14 protein-coding genes and 2 pseudogenes are annotated in these 18,257 nt (G+C 64.0%); 6 read left to right on the top strand and 10 right to left on the bottom strand.

What is annotated here, in order from left to right; all coding sequences use genetic code 11:
* Window positions 1-42 precede the first annotated feature (42 nt).
* The 6 genes from aqpZ to OKW30_RS16205 form a co-directional block, all read right to left on the bottom strand.
* On the bottom strand, window positions 43-789 hold the full coding sequence (gene aqpZ, locus OKW30_RS16180) for an aquaporin Z (protein ID WP_090805580.1): 747 nt from the start codon (window positions 787-789) through the stop codon (window positions 43-45).
* 244 nt (window positions 790-1,033) lie between these two features.
* Complete coding sequence (locus tag OKW30_RS16185; RefSeq protein WP_184053864.1) at window positions 1,034-1,678, bottom strand: response regulator transcription factor; 645 nt, start codon at window positions 1,676-1,678, stop codon at window positions 1,034-1,036.
* Window positions 1,679-1,786: 108 nt separating this feature from the next.
* A complete protein-coding gene (locus OKW30_RS16190) occupies window positions 1,787-2,476 on the bottom strand; it encodes a response regulator transcription factor (protein WP_090802973.1) in 690 nt (229 codons plus the stop codon).
* A 369-nt stretch (window positions 2,477-2,845) separates the two neighbouring features.
* Entirely contained in the window at window positions 2,846-3,514 is a 669-nt protein-coding gene (locus OKW30_RS16195; protein ID WP_184053870.1) for a response regulator transcription factor, read from the bottom strand.
* A 266-nt stretch (window positions 3,515-3,780) separates the two neighbouring features.
* A complete protein-coding gene (locus OKW30_RS16200; RefSeq protein ID WP_429347099.1) occupies window positions 3,781-4,407 on the bottom strand; it encodes a hypothetical protein in 627 nt (208 codons plus the stop codon).
* Entirely contained in the window at window positions 4,404-5,141 is a 738-nt protein-coding gene (locus tag OKW30_RS16205; RefSeq protein WP_429347100.1) for an MFS transporter, read from the bottom strand. Before OKW30_RS16205 ends, OKW30_RS16200 begins: the two co-directional genes overlap by 4 nt.
* 95 nt (window positions 5,142-5,236) lie before the next feature.
* Here OKW30_RS16205 and OKW30_RS16210 point away from each other — a divergent pair, with 95 nt between their 5' ends.
* On the top strand, window positions 5,237-6,124 hold the full coding sequence (locus tag OKW30_RS16210) for a LysR family transcriptional regulator (protein ID WP_429347101.1): 888 nt from the start codon (window positions 5,237-5,239) through the stop codon (window positions 6,122-6,124).
* A gap of 71 nt (window positions 6,125-6,195) precedes the next feature.
* Window positions 6,196-6,723 (top strand): annotated as a pseudogene (locus OKW30_RS16215) (c-type cytochrome); the annotation flags it as partial.
* 45 nt (window positions 6,724-6,768) lie between these two features.
* Here OKW30_RS16215 and OKW30_RS16220 read toward each other — a convergent pair.
* Window positions 6,769-8,415 (bottom strand): methyl-accepting chemotaxis protein, encoded by a 1,647-nt coding sequence (locus OKW30_RS16220; RefSeq protein ID WP_429347102.1) that lies wholly within the window; start codon window positions 8,413-8,415, stop codon window positions 6,769-6,771.
* A gap of 261 nt (window positions 8,416-8,676) precedes the next feature.
* On the opposite strand from OKW30_RS16220, the gene OKW30_RS16225 reads away from it, so the two are divergent.
* A complete protein-coding gene (locus OKW30_RS16225) occupies window positions 8,677-9,477 on the top strand; it encodes a hypothetical protein (protein ID WP_187628718.1) in 801 nt (266 codons plus the stop codon).
* A 149-nt stretch (window positions 9,478-9,626) separates the two neighbouring features.
* Here OKW30_RS16225 and OKW30_RS16230 read toward each other — a convergent pair whose 3' ends face one another.
* Both OKW30_RS16230 and OKW30_RS16235 read right to left on the bottom strand, forming a co-directional pair.
* A complete protein-coding gene (locus tag OKW30_RS16230) occupies window positions 9,627-10,157 on the bottom strand; it encodes a single-stranded DNA-binding protein (RefSeq protein WP_090802962.1) in 531 nt (176 codons plus the stop codon).
* A gap of 146 nt (window positions 10,158-10,303) precedes the next feature.
* A complete protein-coding gene (locus OKW30_RS16235; RefSeq protein WP_090802960.1) occupies window positions 10,304-11,491 on the bottom strand; it encodes an MFS transporter in 1,188 nt (395 codons plus the stop codon).
* Window positions 11,492-11,793: 302 nt separating this feature from the next.
* Between OKW30_RS16235 and uvrA the strand changes: the two genes are divergently transcribed.
* From uvrA to OKW30_RS16250, 3 genes and pseudogenes are all read left to right on the top strand, one after another.
* Entirely contained in the window at window positions 11,794-14,667 is a 2,874-nt protein-coding gene (gene uvrA, locus OKW30_RS16240; protein WP_184067066.1) for an excinuclease ABC subunit UvrA, read from the top strand.
* A gap of 34 nt (window positions 14,668-14,701) precedes the next feature.
* On the top strand, window positions 14,702-15,787 hold the full coding sequence (locus OKW30_RS16245) for an AI-2E family transporter (RefSeq protein ID WP_429347103.1): 1,086 nt from the start codon (window positions 14,702-14,704) through the stop codon (window positions 15,785-15,787).
* 283 nt (window positions 15,788-16,070) lie between these two features.
* A pseudogene (locus OKW30_RS16250) lies at window positions 16,071-17,296 on the top strand (PepSY-associated TM helix domain-containing protein).
* A gap of 58 nt (window positions 17,297-17,354) precedes the next feature.
* Here the strand turns inward: OKW30_RS16250 and purU are convergent.
* A complete protein-coding gene (gene purU, locus OKW30_RS16255; protein WP_429347104.1) occupies window positions 17,355-18,224 on the bottom strand; it encodes a formyltetrahydrofolate deformylase in 870 nt (289 codons plus the stop codon).
* Window positions 18,225-18,257 lie beyond the last annotated feature (33 nt).

Consider the following 18,257-nt stretch of genomic DNA (forward strand, 5'->3'; position numbering starts at 1 on the left):
ACCGCAACAAACGCACCGGAAGTGGTGAGTACCGTCCCTCGCTCACGAAACGTCACCCTGCCCGTCCACCAACGACACCGAAGACGAATCGGCTCCGCCGTCCAGAAACGAAAACAGCACGCCAGCCGCGATTGCTCCGGCCAACGGCGCGGCCCAGAACAGCCACAACTGATCCAGCGCCCAGTTGCCGACGAACAACGCCTGCGCGGTCGAGCGTGCGGGATTGACCGCTCCATTGGTGATCGGAATGGACACCAGGTAGACGAGCATCAGACATGCGCCGGTGATGAATGGCGCAATGGTTGCCACCTCTTTTCGAACGACGACCAGCAGGCATGCTCCGACAAACACGAACGACAGCACGCATTCCACGACGAGTGCCGCATGCAATGGATAGTCGGCGGGCGAATGAGCGCCGAAGCCGTTCGCCGCGAATTCACTCGCGGAGAGTTCGAAACCTGGCCGGCCGCTGGCGAGGTAGGCGAGAAGCGCCGCGGCGACTATTGCGCCCCAGATTTGCGCAGCGATATAGGGCAAGACATCACGCACGGGAAAGCGCTGCGCGATCGTCAGGCCGATGGTGACGGCAGGATTGAAATGCGCGCCGGAAATCTTGCCGAAGGCATAGCTGCCGGTAGCAAGCGCAAGACCGAACGCCAACGACATTTGCAACGCGCCAGTGCCCTGCAGCACGCCTGTGGTGTCCAGCACCGTACTGCCGCAGCCGACAAACACGAGCCAAGCCGTACCCACACCCTCGCTGCACAATCGCTTGCCTAGCGCAACCATCTCTATCCCGTCCATCAAGTATGAGGCACAGACGCCAAACGATCGCGCGAAGAGGTCTGCACCGGATTCCCCTGATCCATTGGTAATCGGATCACGAACCAGCCGCTTGGCAGTTGCGGCGCACGGCGCGCAATGACAGGCGGCCAAGATTATTGGGTGCCCCCCACGCCACGGCAATCAGATAAGTCTGATAAGGGCTACCTCAAATCCATCGAGAACAAGAATTTGTGACCGTTGCTGCGCCTCATATCAGCCCAATCTGAGTGGCGTAGTTGATCAGATCGGCTTCTGTTTCCAGTCCGAGCTTGCGCATCGCGCTGCGTTTTTGCGTGCTGATGGTTTTGTCGCTACGTCGCAGACGTGTGGCGATCTCGTGCACCGCGAGGCCTCGCACATAGAGTTGAAACACCTCCCACTCGCGTGCGCTCATCACACCGCCGCGCCGGGGCGGCGCAGGCTCCGCGGTCGCAAGCGCGGCCCGAACCTGTTCCGATAGATGGGTGCCCCCGGCGGCAACGGCTTCGATGGCGTCGATCAATGCGTCCACGGCGTCGCGCTTGTCGACGATTCCAGTCACGCCGATATTGCGCAAGCCGGCCAACACATGCGCGCGCCCAATCATGGTCAGCACGACCACGTGGGGATGCGGCGTGCGCCGTAGCAGCCGGCGCAATAGCGGCACCGCGCTGGTGTCTCCGTCGAGTCCCGGCATGCCGATGTCCGACACGACGACGTCGCATGCGCAGGCATCGAGCAGCTTCGCGAGACCACGGGTGTCGGCAGCTTCGCCGACAATTTCGATATTCGGCTTGTCGCGCAGCAGAGATCGGACGCCCGCGCGAATGGAGTCGTGATCGTCCGCCACGACGACGTGAATCTTGTTTGGCATTCTTTTCCGTGACTTTTTTATGGTGTCGATCGGGCATACCGCACGAAATGTGTCCCCCGGTTATGCCGATATATTCGCCGCGCGCCTGCGCAGAATGTTGCCGCCCGCTTAACGGCTTTGACCAAGCCCTTCCGGCACTACGCCATACTCGACTGCGAAGCGAAACAGTTCGGCGTCGCTATTCAGCGACAGCTTGCGCATGGCCATGCACTTCTGCGCGCTGATCGTCTTCACACTACGTCCCAGCCGCGTGGCGATTTCCGTGACGCCGAGTCCTGACGCGTATTGCGTAAAAACCTCGAACTCTCGGCGAGACAGGGTGGCGCGCACGAAGTCGAGACGTTTCGTCAGCGTGACATCGGCCAGCATGGCGCGCACCGCCGGACCGACAAAACATTCGCGCGCCAGCGCCATGACCACCGCCACATGGATCAGATCGATACGATCACGTTTGCTCAGCAGCCCATCCACGCCGAGCGACATCACTTTGCGCAGCGTCGCCGCCTCCGTTTCCATTGTCAGAATGACGAGCGCCACGTTGGGATAGCGCGCCTTCAACTGCCTGACGACGTCGAACCGGTTGTCGTTGTGCCCTCCTGGCATGTAAAGGTCCATCAGCACGATATCGCAAGGACTGCGATCGACTTCGATGAACAGTTCGGCGACATCCGCCGCACGGCCAACCACCTTCAGGTCCGGATAGTTGCCAATCAGATTTTCTATAGCCAGCAGAACCAGCGGATGATCATCCGCAATGATCGTTCGAACAGGCGAGCCTGATGCAGCCATGAGGTTCATCGTCTGGCGCTCCTCGATACTTTCATTTCTCGACCTTGTTATGTGTGACCGGCGCTCACGCAATGGTCGAGCATTTCTATTGCGACAAACATCAGAGCGCTCTGAAATGGTACGAACAACCGTATGCCTGATGCTTAGGGTCTGTTTACATATGGAACGCACGTGCGAATGCCCGCTATCGGCCGTCCCCCAAGGGGACTGCCGATAGCGCGCATTCCCCTGGAATGAAATCAGGTAATGGGGTTGCCGCGAGAAGGGCCGCTCGCTGCGTCATGCTCCTTGCGAATACGTCGAGTATTCGCGGCGTCACAGTCCTTGCGAGCGGCCCTTCTCGCGGCAACGCACGTGCGTTCCATATGTAAACAGACCCTAATCTTCCGATTCGAGGAGGACCGTGCCGCAGGCGCGCACACAGGAAAAAAGCGCGGGGTCGTCGTTGACGCCAAGCCGCGCCATCGCTTCGCGCTTGTGCCGGCTCACCGTGCGGCGATGGCAGCCGAGCGCCGCCGCGATCTGCACGATGGACTCGCCGCTCACGAGCCTGCGCAGGATGTCGGTCTGCCGCTTCGACAGCAGCAGGGCCGACACGAACCGACCGTTGTCCGGCTGCAAACGCGCGAGCGTTTCGACTACCGAGCGGCCCAGGTAGCGCGCGCCGCGCGCACTGTCGCAGACCGCTTGCGGCAGTTCCTCGAGCGAATCGGCTTTGCCGATCACACTCACCGCGGCATCGGCGACGACGACACGCAACATCGCGGCATTCGTCTGCCCGGTCACGACGACGACGCGCAATGACGGCCACTCGCCACGAATGCGCCGGATCAGGCCGAGTCCGTCGCCAATCTCGCCGGCGGGCTCCGGCATGGAAAGATCGACGACGAGCACGTCGCACGGTGTGTGTTGCAGCAATGCGATCAACGCAGTGGGCATCTGCGCCTGACCGACGACGGACAGACCTTCGTGCGCCTCCAGTGTCGATTTCAGGCCAAGCAGGACGAACGGGTGATCGTCCGCCAGAATGATTCGAAGATTTGTCACGATTAGTCTCGCTCGTTATAAGAATGGTCGAAATGCGCGCGGCAGTGGCTGTGCAGGCGGCAGGCGTCGACCTGCGTCGCGGCACTCAAGCGACGTGCCGGAACAGCCATCTGATCACCCTCGCAAATTCACGACAATCGGAGCGTTCCTAATCCAGATCAATAATCGGGATAATTTATAGTTCGACCAAGCAATATGCGCACCGTGATTCGAATCGAATCAAGATCAATTCGGCAACGCGAAGCGCGCGCTGTTCGCCCCATGTCTCACGCCGCATCGCAAGCACGCGTCGCGCGCATCGCACGCGTCGACGCGGCGCGCGGAAACACCGGCAATGCGAGCAACGCGCAAGCGCTCGCCACCGTCCACACCAGCGGCCATGCTCCGATAGACAGCAGCGCCGGAATCGCGAGCGGCGTCACGAACAGCGTGAGGAACACGCAGGTGTTGCCCATCGCGAGCGCGGTGCCCGCGCGGCGAGTACCGGCGAGCGTCGCGAGTTCGGTGAACGCGACGCCGTGCCACGCCGACGCGCTAACTTCGCCTAGTACGATCATCAGCGCGAACGGCGCGACCGTCCCGGCGCGACGCAGGCCGATGAGCCCGGTCGCGAGCGCGAGCAGCACGAACAGCACGGCGGTCACCAGACTGCATGCCCGCATATACGCGCGGCGGTTGCCGCGCCGGTCGGTCCACGCGCCGCTCCAGACCCGCGCGATCGCGGCGCCAGTCTGCACCGCGGCCATCGTCGCGGTGATCGCGAACACGCCGGCACGCCCGAAGTCGTGCAGGAACACCGTGCCGAATGTGATCACGGCAATCTGCGGCATGCACAGCGCGCCCGCGCCGAGCGCGACGCGCCAGATCGCGATGTCGCGCAATGGGGAGATCATCGGCGGCGGTGCGCTGACGTTCGAGGAGTCCAACCTCCGACCGTTGGCCGCCGCAGCACGGGCCGTCGCAGCCGCGCGCGCCCCTTTGGGCGCCGGCGTATCGTCCGCGTGTGCGGGCTCGTGCAGCCAGCGCCGAACCATGCGGTGATCGCGCACGCCAACGCCAGCACCGCATAGGCGCTCGCAAAACCAAAGTGCGAGGCGAGCACCGGCAGGACCACTGCGCCGAGTCCACCGCCCGCCGGCACGGCGGTTTGGCGGATGCTCATCGCGAGGCCGCGCTCGCCTTCGCGAAACCACGCCATCACCGCCCGGCCGCTCGATCCGTTGACGCTGCCGCCCAGCAGTCCGACCAACAGCAGCCCGAGCGCGAGCGGGACGATGCCGGGCACATGCGCGCCGCCCGGCGACACGAACAGCGCGAGACCGGCGAGCGCGATCGCGGTCGACAGCAAGCCGAGCAGCAGCACCCGGCGATCGCCCCAGCGGTCGGTTAGCAGCCCCCACGGCAACTCGCTGACCGCAATGCCCAGGCCGAGCATGCCGAGCACGAGGCCGAGCCCGTGGTTGCCCAGGTGGTAGTCCGAGCGCAGGAACACCGCTGTCGTCGGAATCCCCGAAAATGCCGCCGAAAAGCTCGCATTCGCGGCAAAACCAACGCCCAGCACCTTCCAGCGATGCCGCGCGCCGCGCTCGCCGGTGCCGCCCGACGCTGTCATCGATCCGTTTTCCATCACACCCTCCGTGTGTCATTCGAGGGTATGCTACGGCTGGGCATTCCATCGGCAAAGCCGGAAATTTAGATCGCCACCATCGGAAAAACCGAATCATGAGCCAGCGTGGTTTCGACCTTGCGCAGTTGCGGACCTTCGTCGCCGTCGCCGAATCGGGCGGGGTGTCGGCAGGCGCGCAGCGCGTGTTCCTGTCGCAGTCGTCGGTAAGCGAGCAGTTGAAGAAGCTCGAGGAGCGCGCCGGCCAGCCGCTCCTCGTGCGCAGCCGGCAGGGTGTGAGTCCGACGTCCGCGGGCGAGCGCCTGCTCGAGCATGCGCGCCGCATCATCGCGATGAGCGAAGCGGCCTTCGACGACCTGCAAGGCCGCTCGCTCGACGGCGAGCTGCGCATCGCGATCACCGATTACTACCGGCCGCACGACATCGCGCGCATCCTCAAGACGTTTTCGGAACAGCATCCGCGGCTGAAGCTGCACGTGACGGTGCTGCCGAGCGCGGTGATCGACAGCGGCGCGGACGATCACGCGTCGTTCGACATCGGTTTGTCGGCGCGGCTCGTCACGGGCCAGCTGCGTGCGCGCGGCGCGGGTGCCGGTGCCGCGAGCATCGTCGTGCGGCGCGAAAGGTTGCTATGGGCCAGTTGCGCCGATGCCGCCACCCGCCCCATCGCGCCGTATCAACTGGTGCTGCTGCCGTCGACGTGTCAGTTGCATCGTTTCGTCGTCAAGCTGCTCGACCAACACAAGGTACCGTACGTGGTGTCGCATTCGGCGTCGGGCGTCGCGGGCCTGCAGCTCGCATTGAAGGCGGGGCTCGGGATTTCCTGTCTGAACGAGTCGTCGCTCGGCGGCGGCGTGGCGGCGTGTGCCGCGAACTTCGGCTTGCCACCGCTGCCCGCCATCGAGTTTCATCTGCTGCCGCGGCGTCCGGGCGAAAGCGAGTTGGTCAGCAATGCACGTGATGCGCTCGTGCGGCTCTTCGCATGACGCACAAATGAAATTCACAGCAAAATTTATCGATCGACATCAGCTAATCACATTTACATGATGCATTGCGATCGATAAGCCGCGGCGCGACGATCGCGACGCAGCACTGCTCGATGTGCCACGGCGTACTCGGCACCGCGCCGGCGCTGGCCGGGCAGTACGCCGACGTGACCTACAAGGAATTGCGCGACTTCCAGAGCGGCCAGCGGCAAAGCGCGGTCATGCAGGCAATCATCGCGGGACGCAGCGACCAGGATCTGCACGATCTGGCGGTGTACTACGCGTCGCTCCCGCTCCCCGCGGCGGCCGAGAAGACCCGAGCCGGCGAAGGACCCGATGCGACCGCAACCAGGCTCGTGATGCAGGGCGACCCGCAACGCAATATCGCACCGTGTGCGGAGTGTCATGGCCAACTCGATCGCAAGGGCGCGGCGCCGTGGCTCGGCGGACAGTCGGCGGCCTATCTGGCCGCGCAGTTGCAGGCGTTCGCTTCGGGCGCGCGGCGCAACGACATCAACGAGCAGATGCGCAATGTCGCGCGGCAGATGACGCCCGAGGAAATCGATGCGGTGGCGAGGTATTACGCGGCCATGCAGTAGTGGGACGGTGAGAGGTCGCGGGTTGACGCAGCGCAACGGCTCGCGTTACGCCGCGACAAACTCGCTGTCCAGTCTCCGCTCGCCGGCAACACCGGCCAGCTTCGCGCCGGGCGCCGGAGCACGGCTGCGCGATTCGTTGCCGGTCCGGAACACCGCCACCGCCGTCGACAGGCGCCGCGCCTGATCTTCCAGCGAACTCGCCGCCGCGGCCGCCTGCTCGACGAGCGCCGCGTTCTGCTGCGTGACCTCGTCCATCTGACCGACCGCGCGATTGACCTGATCGATGCCGGTGCTCTGTTCGAGCGCCGCCGCCGCGATCTCGTTCATGATGGAACTGACGCGCGCGATCGCGCCGACGATGTCGTTCATCGTCGTGCCCGAGCGCTCGACGAGCTGCGAGCCCTGCTCCACGCGGGTGGTCGACGCGTCGATCAAGCCCTTGATCTCCTTGGCCGCCGCCGCGCTGCGCTGCGCGAGCGAGCGCACTTCGCTCGCGACGACCGCGAAGCCGCGTCCCTGCTCGCCCGCTCGCGCCGCCTCGACTGCGGCGTTCAGCGCGAGGATGTTGGTCTGGAACGCGATGCCCTCGATCACACCAACGATATCGGCAATCCGCCGCGAATCGTCGACGATGCCGTGCATCGTGCCGACCACCTGCTCGGTCAGCTCGCCGCCCCGCGCGGCCAGTGTCGAGGCGCCCTGCGCGAGCGAGCTCGCCTCTTTCGCGTTGTCGGCCGTCTGCTTGACCGTCGTGGTCAGCTCTTCGATGCTCGCGGCCGTTTCCTCGAGCGCCGCCGCCTGCTCCTCGGTGCGTTGCGACAGATCGGCGTTGCCGGCCGCGATCTCGCTGACGCCGGTATCGATCGAATCGGTACCTTGACGAACCGCGTTGACGGTCGCGATCAGCGACTCCTGCATCTTGCGCAGCGCGGCCGCGAGACGGCCCGTCTCGTTGTCGCTGAGCACCTCGATGCGGCCGCTCAGATCGCCGTTGGCGATGCGCTGGAACTGCGCGATCGTCGCATCGACCGGCGTGACGATCGCGCGCACGAGCACGAAGCGGGCGAGCAAGCCGCCGACCAGCGACAGCGCAATGCCGATCGCCACCGCCGTGCTGATCGCGTAGAACAGGTCCTGCGCATCCTTGTAGCGCTGTGCGCCGTGATCGAGCTGCAACTGCTCGAGCGCGAGCATGGCCTTCTCGTACGCGCTGTACAGCGACGGCAGTTTATGCGCCTGCAATTGCTGGAAGGCGTTGGTGTCGCTCGACTTCAGCGCGGCGAGCGTCGGGTCGACGCCGTCGTGCAGGAACGCGTCGCGCTTCTGCTGCATGTCGGCGATCAGACGCTGCTCATCGGCATCCGTGCCCGCATGGCTCAAATAGTGGGCAAGCCGCTCGTCAGAGGCTTTGCGGTACTGATCGAAGCGCTTGAGCACGGCGCTCGCGCCGTCCTGATCGTTCAGCGCGACGAGCGACGCGTACGTCGCGAGCGCGAGCCGCAGGCGCAGCAGTTGGCCGGCGCTACCTTCGAGGTCGGCGACGGCGGGCGTGTCGACCGTGTACATCTGTTGCAGCGACGCGTTCGACGAGCGCAGCGACAACAATCCCGCGGCCGCGCCGAGCAGCAGCACGATGCCGAAGAACACGATCATCAGGGTAAGGCTGGTGCGAATCGACAGCTTTTTCAACATCGGACTGGTCTCCTTGGGCTGCCCGGCCGATGATTCCGTATCGTTGACGATAGCTGCATGGCCACGCAGGCTGCGCCCACGCCGTTCGGCCCGGTCCGCAACTTATCTGAAAATTAAGCAAACAGCACATTCGGGACAACGGCGTATCGGCCGAAAACTTTATGGTTGATCGCTCGCCCGGCTTGCGTTACATCAATAGAGTCTCGAAGCCCGTTTGCTGAAGCCCTTCTGTCGAAGCCCCTTCGTGCCCGGAGCGCGCCCATGTCGGAAATCGGTTCGGCCGTACTCGTGTTCGCGCTGCTGCTGATCGCCACCGGCCTCGGCGTCGGGGTGCGGCCGCTGCTGCCGGAAGAGCACAAGGCACACGAGACCGTACAGCTCGTGCAGCTCGTGATCGGCATGCTGGTGACGTTCGCCGCGCTGGTGCTGGGTTTGATGACGGCATCGGCGAAAGCGAGCTTCGACACCGCGTCGAACGATATGCGCAGCTATGCGGCCGAACTGATCGAATTCGACTCGACGCTGCGCGAACTCGGCAGCGCGGCCGACGAATCGCGGCGCCTGTTGCGCCAGTACACGGCGGCGGCGATCGCTTCGACATGGCCGCGCGAGCCCGCGCCGAGCGGCGACTATCCGCGCGATCTCGGGCCGCCGGGCAATCCGCAGCAACTAGAAAACGTGCATCTGGGCGACATGCTGACCACGGTGGGGCGGCAATTGCGACAGCTGCGCACGCAGGATGCGTTGAAGCAACGTGCACTCGATGACGCGTTGACGCAGTACCGGCGCGTCATCGATGCGCGCTGGAAAATCATCGAGGAAGCGCACAGCTCGATTTCGCAGCCGTTCTTCAAGACGCTGACGTTCTGGCTAGGCGTGATCTTTCTGAGCTTCGGGTTGATCGCGCCGCGCAATGCGTTGGCGCTGGTGACGATATCGCTGGGAGCGGTGTCGATTGCCTCGGCGGTTTATGTGATCGTCGATCTCGACACGCCGTTCACCGGGCCGATCGTGATTTCGAGTCTGCCGTTGCGGGATACGTTGGAGCATTTGAGTCGGTGAGTTTCTGACGGAATGCCCCGTCCGCGCGTACGACGTAAAAAAAGCCGGCAAACAGAAGGCAGAAAGGCCCGCTTTCCTGGCAGAAAGCGGGCCTCTGTTTTTGTGTCGATCAGCGGGACGCTGGTCGGCTCGGCATCGAGCCGCAACGATCAGAACGGAATATCGTCGTCCATCTCGTCGAAGCCGCCGCCAGCCGGCGCGCTCGGACGGCTCGCACCGCCACCGCCGCTACCGCCACGCGAACCGCCGCCCGACGACATCGCGCGACCACCACCGCCGCCGCTGCGCTCCGACGGCTCGCCACGGCTATAACCGCCTTCATCGCCGCCACCCATCGACGCGCCGCCGCGGCCGCCGAGCATCTGCATCTGCTCCGCGACGATCTCGGTCGAATAGCGATCGGTGCCGTCCTGCGCCTGCCACTTGCGCGTGCGGATGCGCCCTTCGAGGTACACCGACGAGCCCTTCTTCAGATATTCCGCCACGATTTCCGCGAGGCGGCCGAAGAACGCGACGCGGTGCCACTCGGTGGCTTCCTTCATCTCGCCCGACGCCTTGTCCTTGTAGCGGTCCGTCGTCGCAAGGCGGATGTTCGCCACTGCGTCGCCGCTCGGAAGATAGCGGACTTCCGGATCGGCGCCGAGGTTGCCGACCAGAATGACCTTGTTCACGGATGCCATGAATTTCTCCTGTTGATTCCTGTTGCAGGCGGCGCGGCACTACGCGGTTCGCGTCTCACGGCCGGCAGGCCCGAGACCAGAAGAGCGCCTCTGCCCGCCGCCGGGTGAGTTCTGGATGATTCGGGAGGTGCCCCGAGTACGCTGTGTTATGCCTTGCGCGGCGGCTGTTTCATCTTTGCGGCGATTATAAGCCAGCAAAATACCAGCCCGGAGCAGGCGAAGAAAACCGCGCTCTGGCCGTTAACCTTCAGCAGCCAGCCGCCGACCACTCCGCCCAGCGCAAGACCGATCGACTGCGTGGTGTTGTACACGCCGGCCGCGGCTCCCTTGCGGGTACCGGGCGCGAGCTTCGACACCAGCGAAGGCTGCGAGGCCTCGAGAATATTGAAGCCGAGAAAGTACACGAACAGGATCGCCGCCACACTCAGAATCGTATGCGGAGCAACGCCCAATAACAACTGGCCGATCAGGATAAGAGCGATCGCCGACAGCAGCACGATCTTCATCTTGCCGCGCTTCTCGGCGGCGATGATCGCCGGCACCATCATCACGAACGACAGCCCCATCACCGGCAGATACACCTTCCAGTGTGAAGCGACCGGCAGCCCGCCCGCTTCGAGAATGCGCGGCACGACGAGGAACAGCGCGGTTTGCGTGGCGTGCAGCACGAGCACGCCGAAATTCAAACGCAGCAACTCGACGTTGTGCAGCACTTCGGCGAACGGCGCGCGCACATGCACCGGCTTCGGCGCATCGGGCACGACCCATATCACGACGCCGATCGCGAGAATCGAGAACACGCCGACCAGCGTGAAGAGCCCGCTCATGCCGAGCCAGTGGAACACGATCGGCGCGCCGACGATCGCGACCGCGAACGACACGCCGATGCTGCCGCCGACCATCGCCATCGCCTTCGTGCGATGTTCCTCCGAGGTCAGATCGGCGATGAACGCGATCACCGCCGACGACACCGCACCCATCCCCTGAATCACCCGGCCGACGATGATCCACGTCATGTCGTGCGCGGCCGCCGCGACGAAGCTGCCGATCGCGAAGATCAGCAGGCCCGTCGCAATCACCGGCTTGCGGCCGACCTTGTCGGAGATCCAGCCATAGAAGATGTAGAGCATCGACTGCGTGACACCGTACGCGCCTAGCGCGATGCCGACGAGCAGCACGTTTTCGCCGCCGGGAATGGTCTTCGCGTAGATCGAGAACACCGGCATGATCATGAAGAGACCCAGCATGCGCAGCGCGAAGATGGCGGCAAGCGACACGGTCGCGCGCAATTCGGGCGCGCTCATGCGTGTGGAGATGGCGGACGGATTGGACATCGAAGCGTTGTTTGAATGAACCGGGCGGCGAGCCCGTGGGGACAGCCTTGGCCGCCGGCACAGTGGAGCAGAACGAACAGGCAGGCGGCTAGCCCCGGCATATCGGCGGGTCCGCGCCGACGAGACGCGCAAAGCCCGTGCCCCATCGCCCCCGCTCGCCCCTCGCGGCATCTTGTACTCACGGAAAACGGCCCCAGTTACGCCTTTTTCCCGCTGTCAGCACACCGTAACGGCGGTCTGGAAAAGTCGTTATAGTAGCAGGTTTGGCCTCTTTCCCTTTCCGCAGTTCATGGAATAAATCCGTGGAACAAATCCGTATTCGTGGGGCTCGCACCCACAACCTGAAGAACGTCAATCTCGACCTACCGCGTCACAAGCTCGTCGTTATCACGGGGCTTTCGGGCTCCGGCAAATCGTCGCTGGCGTTCGATACGCTATATGCGGAAGGACAGCGGCGCTACGTCGAAAGTCTGTCCGCCTATGCGCGGCAGTTCCTGCAGCTGATGGAAAAACCGGACGTCGACCTGATCGAAGGGTTGTCGCCGGCCATTTCGATCGAACAGAAGGCGACCTCGCACAATCCGCGTTCGACGGTCGGCACCGTCACCGAAATCCACGACTATCTGCGCCTGCTGTTCGCGCGCGTCGGCACGCCCTACTGCCCCGATCACGAGATTCCGCTCGAAGCGCAAAGCGTGTCGCAGATGGTCGACACGGCGCTCGCGCTGCCTGAAGAAACCCGCGTGATGATCCTCGCGCCCGTCGTCAGCGATCGCAAGGGCGAGCACACGGATCTGTTCGAGGACATGCAGGCGCAAGGCTTCGTGCGCTTTCGCGTGCGCTCGGGCGGCGGCACCGCCAACGAAGGCACCGCGAAAATCTATGAAGTCGACTCTCTGCCGAAGCTGAAGAAAAACGACAAGCACACGATCGACGTCGTGATCGATCGTCTGCGCGTGCGCCCCGACATGAAGCAGCGCCTTGCCGAATCGTTCGAAACGGCGCTGCGTCTCGCCGACGGCCGCGCCATCGCGCTCGAAATGGATACGGACAAGGAGCACCTGTTCAGCTCGAAGTTCGCCTGCCCGATCTGCTCGTATTCGCTGCAGGAACTCGAACCGCGCCTGTTCTCGTTCAACAACCCGATGGGCGCGTGCCCCGAATGCGACGGCCTCGGGCAGATAACGTTCTTCGATCCGAAGCGGGTGGTCGCGCATCCGTCGCTGTCGCTCGCGGCGGGCGCGGTGAAGGGCTGGGACCGGCGCAACCAGTTCTACTTCCAGATGCTGCAGAGCCTCGCGGCGTTCTACGACTTCGACATCGACACCGCGCTCGAGGACCTGCCGGAAAAAGTCCGCAAGATCCTGCTGTACGGTTCGGGCAAGCAGGAAATTCCGTTCTCGTACATCAACGAGCGCGGCCGCACGTCGGTGCGCGAGCACGTGTTCGAAGGGATCATCCCGAATCTGGAGCGGCGCTACCGCGAAACCGATTCGTCTGCGGTGCGCGAAGAACTCGCCAAATACCAGAATAACCAGCCATGCCCGGCGTGCGCGGGCACGCGGCTGCGTCGCGAGGCGCGCTTCGTGCGCATCGGCGCGGACAGCGACGCGCGCGGCATCTTCGAGATCAGCGGCTGGCCGTTGCGCGATGCGCTCGGCTACTTCCAGACCCTGCGTCTCGAAGGCTCGAAGCGCGAGATCGCCGACAAGGTCGTCAAGGAAATCGTCGCGCGTCTGATGTTCCTCAACAACGTTGGACTCGATTACCTGTCGCTCGAACGCAGCGCCGAAACGCTGTCGGGCGGCGAAGCGCAGCGCATTCGCCTCGCTTCCCAGATCGGCTCGGGGCTGACCGGCGTGATGTACGTGCTCGACGAACCGTCGATCGGCCTGCATCAGCGCGACAACGACCGGCTGATCTCGACGCTCAAGCATCTGCGCGATCTCGGCAACTCGGTGATCGTCGTCGAGCACGACGAGGACATGATCCGCATGGCCGACTATGTGGTCGACATGGGCCCGGGCGCCGGCGAGCACGGCGGCATGGTGATCGCCGAGGGCACGCCGAAAGAGGTGCAGAAGAACGCGGCGTCGCTGACGGGCCAATACATGTCCGGCGCGCGCACGATCGAATACCCCGACGAGCGCAAGGATCCCGACGAGCGGCGCCTGCGCATCGTCGAAGCGTACGGCAACAATCTGCACAACGTCACGCTCGATCTGCCGGTGGGTCTCTTGACCTGCGTGACCGGCGTGTCCGGCTCGGGCAAGTCGACGCTGATCAACGACACGCTGTATCACGCGGTCGCGCATCATCTGTACGGCTCTGCCACGGAGCCTGCGCCGTACGAGTCGATCGAGGGCCTTGAGCACTTCGACAAGGTGATCAACGTCGATCAGTCGCCGATCGGCCGCACGCCGCGCTCGAATCCGGCCACCTACACGGGCCTTTTCACGCCGATCCGCGAGCTGTTCGCGGGCGTGCCGGCCGCCAAGGAGCGCGGCTACGATCCGGGCCGCTTCTCGTTCAACGTGAAGGGCGGGCGCTGCGAATCGTGCCAGGGCGACGGCGTGCTGAAGGTCGAAATGCACTTCCTGCCCGACGTGTACGTGCCGTGCGACGTGTGCCACGGCAAGCGCTACAACCGCGAAACGCTCGATATCCAGTACAAAGGCAGCAACATCAGTGAAGTGCTCGACATGACGGTCGAACGCGCGTACGAGTTCTTCAAGGCCGTGCCGGTCGTCGCGCGCAAGCTGAAAACCCTGCTGGACGTGGGTCTCGGCTATATTCGCCTGGGTCAGTCGGCCACCACGCTGTCGGGCGGCGAGGCGCAGCGTGTGAAACTGTCGCTGGAACTGAGCAAGCGTGATACCGGTCGCACGCTATACATCCTTGACGAACCGACTACCGGCCTGCACTTTCACGATATCGCGCAGTTGCTGGAAGTCATACACCGGTTGCGTGACCAGGGTAATACCGTCGTGATCATCGAACATAATCTCGATGTAATCAAAACTGCGGACTGGGTCATTGATCTCGGCCCCGAAGGCGGCGCCGGCGGCGGGCAGATCATCGCCCAGGGCACGCCCGAGCAGGTCGCGAAGTCGAAGGCCAGTTTTACCGGCAAATATCTGGCGCCGCTGCTCAAGCGCGCCGCCACCACAAAGTAACGCTGCACTACCGAGGTTGGAGACGGGATAAGCCATGACCAAGCGTATTCAGGCGCGCGAAGAAGATCGGGTGCAGGACCTGCACCCGCGCCCGGTCAGGCTGACCAGCGACATGAGTCTGCCGAAGCTGTCGGCGGTCGAGATCGGCAGCTACGTGGTGATGCTGTTCGGCATGTGGGCGGTGATCGAACTGAAGCTGCTCGGCGCGCTGCTCGCCGGGCTGCTGGTGTTTCAGCTCGTGCATACGATCGCGCCGCGCATCGAGCGTCACATGTCGAGCAAGCGGGCGCGCTGGCTCGCGGTGGTGATTCTGTCGACGCTGATCGTCGGCGGGCTGACGGGACTCACGCTCGGCATCATCTCGCATTTCGAGAACGACGTGCCGAGCGTGCAGGCTCTGCTCGATCAGGCCATGCAACTGATCGACCAGGCGCGCGGCAGAATTCCGCAATTCGTCGCGAACTCTCTGCCGGTCGACACCGAGCAGATGAAAACGAAGGCCGCCGAACTGATGCACACGCACGCGAACATGCTGCAGCAAAGCGGCACGACCGTGGCGCGCGCGTTCACGCACGTGCTGATCGGCATGATCATCGGCGCGATCATCGCGGTCGGCGCGCAGAAGCATATCCAGCGACTGCCGCTGTCCACCGCGTTCGTCACGCGCGTCACGCGGTTTGCCGACGCGTTTCGCCGCATCGTGTTCGCGCAGGTGAAAATCTCCGCGCTCAACGCGGTATTCACCGCGATCTTCCTGCTCGTGATCCTGCCGGTTTTCCATGACCGGCTGCCGCTGTCGAAGACGCTCGTGCTCGTCACGTTCATCGTGGGTCTGCTGCCGGTGATCGGCAATCTGATCTCGAACACGATCATCGTCGCAGTCGCGCTGTCGGTGAGTTTTCCGGCGGCGATCATGTCACTTGTGTTCCTGATCCTGATTCACAAGCTCGAGTACTTCCTGAACGCGCGGATCGTCGGCGGGCAGATCGAGGCGCGCGCGTGGGAGCTGCTGATCGCGATGCTGTTGATGGAAGCGGCGTTCGGTCTCGCCGGGGTCGTCGCGGCGCCGATTTTTTATGCGTACATCAAGCGGGAGCTCATTTATTTGCGGTTGGTGTGAGTTGGGCTGGGTCGAGTAGCAAAAGTCAGCACTCACTGGCGCTCTGCAGCACACGCGGCAGTCCACGCAGGCGACGAAAGCGCAAGCGGCACTTCGGTGCCGCTTTTTTTGCTTCCCGCGACCCTGCACCGTCGCCTCTTGCTGACAGAAAACTTGCAGCCGACCGCGCCAACCCCTAAGATGCGAACAATTCCTATTTACACCCAGTCCGCATCGTGACGTTTCACCTGATCTCCCACCCACGTCTCCGCCTGGGTCCCTGTTGCGCGTTGCCGGCTCGCGCATGAGACGCCAGCTTGTCCGCCTGCACCGCTGGTTCGGCGTCGCGACCGCACTGTTTCTGTTCGTCGCGGGCCTGACGGGCGCAATCATCGCGTGGGACCACGAGCTCGATGCCGCGCTGAACCCGTCGTTTTACCAGGCTCGCACGGCCGGGCCGACGCTGTCCGGCCTCGAACTGGCGAATCGCGTCGAAGCCGCCGATCCGCGTCTTCGGGTGACCTATCTGCCGCTCGCGGTCGAACCGGGCCACACGCTGCAGATGATGGTGCTGCCGCGCACCGATCCGGCGACGAAGCAGCCCTATCCGCTCGTTTTCAATCAGATCGCCGTCGATCCCGTCACCGGCGAGATCCTGGGACGCCGCGAGTGGGGCGCCGTGTCGCTCGCGCGACTCAACCTGATTCCGTTCATCTACAAGCTGCACTACACGCTGCAGTTGCCGTTTACCGGCGGTGTCGACCTTGGCACCTGGCTGATGGGGATCGTCGGCATCGTGTGGCTCCTTGACTGCGTGATTGCGCTGTGCCTGTCGTTTCCGAGCCTGAAGGCCTGGCGCAAGTCGTTCACGTTCCGCCTGAAACGCGGCGGCTATGCGTTGACGTTCGATCTGCACCGCTCCGGCGGCGTATGGATCTGGGGCCTGCTGGCGATCGTCGCGCTGACGTCGATTTCGATGAATCTGTCGTCCCAGGTGGTGCGGCCGATCGTGTCACGACTGTCGACGCTGACACCCGATCCGTTCAGCAACCCCGAAATCCTGCGCGCGCCGCAACCCGGCGATCAGGTGGTGAGCCGCGAGCGCATCGTCGAACTCGCCGGGCAGGCCGGCAAGGAAATGCATGTCGCCGCGCCGCCGGGCGGGCTCTACTACGCCGAATTCATGCACGCGTATGGCGTCGGCTTCTACACGCCCGGCAACGACCACGGCGACACCGGCCTCGGCAACCCGTGGATGTATTGGGACGCCGCCACCGGCAAGCGGCTCGCCGCGCGGATTCCCGGCCAAGGCACGGCCGGCGACATCTTCCTGCAGGTGCAGTTTCCGCTGCACTCGGGGCGCATCCTCGGTCTCGGGGGCGGATTCTGATCAGCGCGGTGGGGGTGGCGGTGGCCGTGCTGAGCGTCACGGGCCTGCTGATCTGGCTGAAGAAGCTGAACGCGCGCCGTCGTTCCGCGCAAAACGCGAATCTCGCGAGAAGCACGGGCGGCGCGGCAGCGCGTTCGTAACACGAGCAGGTAAAGGACCGCGCCGACCTCGACCGGCGCAGTGTTACTGGCGCGACTCCTAGCGGAACACCACCGTCTTGCTGCCGTTCAGCACGACGCGATGCTCCACGTGCCACTTCACCGCGCGCGCGAGCGTCACACACTCGACGTCGCGGCCGATCGCCGTCAGTTGTTCCGGCGTCATGCTGTGGTCCACGCGCTCGACTTCCTGCTCGATGATCGGACCTTCGTCGAGATCGGTCGTCACATAGTGGGCGGTTGCGCCGATCAGCTTCACGCCGCGGTCGAACGCCTGGTAGTACGGCTTCGCGCCCTTGAAGCTCGGCAGGAACGAGTGGTGGATGTTGATCGCACGGCCGGCGAGCGCCTCGCACAGGTTCGGCGACAGGATCTGCATGTAGCGCGCGAGCACCACGAGGTCGGCCTGATGCTCGTTGATCACTTCGAGCACGCGCGCTTCCTGCGCGGTTTTTGCTTCGGGCGTGCCGCCGAGCAGCGGGAAATGATGGAACGGGATGTCGTAGCTCGCGGCGAGCTGGTAGAACTCCTTGTGGTTCGAGATGATCGCCGGGATGTCGATGTTCAACTGACCGGTGCGGTAGCGGAACAGCAGATCGTTCAGGCAGTGGCCGATCTTCGACACCATGATCACGACGCGCGGCTTCACGTTCGCGTCGTGCAATTCCCAGCTCATGCCGAACTGCTCGGCGAGTGTCACGAACGACGCGCGCAGCGCGTCAAGCCCCTGATCGCCGCCCACCTGCTGAAAATGCACGCGCATGAAGAACTCGCCGGTGCGGCTGTCGCCGAACTGCGCGGAGTCGAGAATATTGCTGCCCCGCTCGAACAGAAAGCCCGACACGGCGTGAACGATGCCGGGCCGGTCGGCGCACGACAGTTTGAGGATAAAGCTGTGATCGGTCGACATGACCTCGGTGACTCCCTTCTTCAATGCGTGGTT

The organism is Paraburkholderia sp. Clong3 (assembly GCF_050436485.1).
Taxonomy (GTDB): Bacteria; Pseudomonadota; Gammaproteobacteria; order Burkholderiales; family Burkholderiaceae; genus Paraburkholderia; species Paraburkholderia tuberum.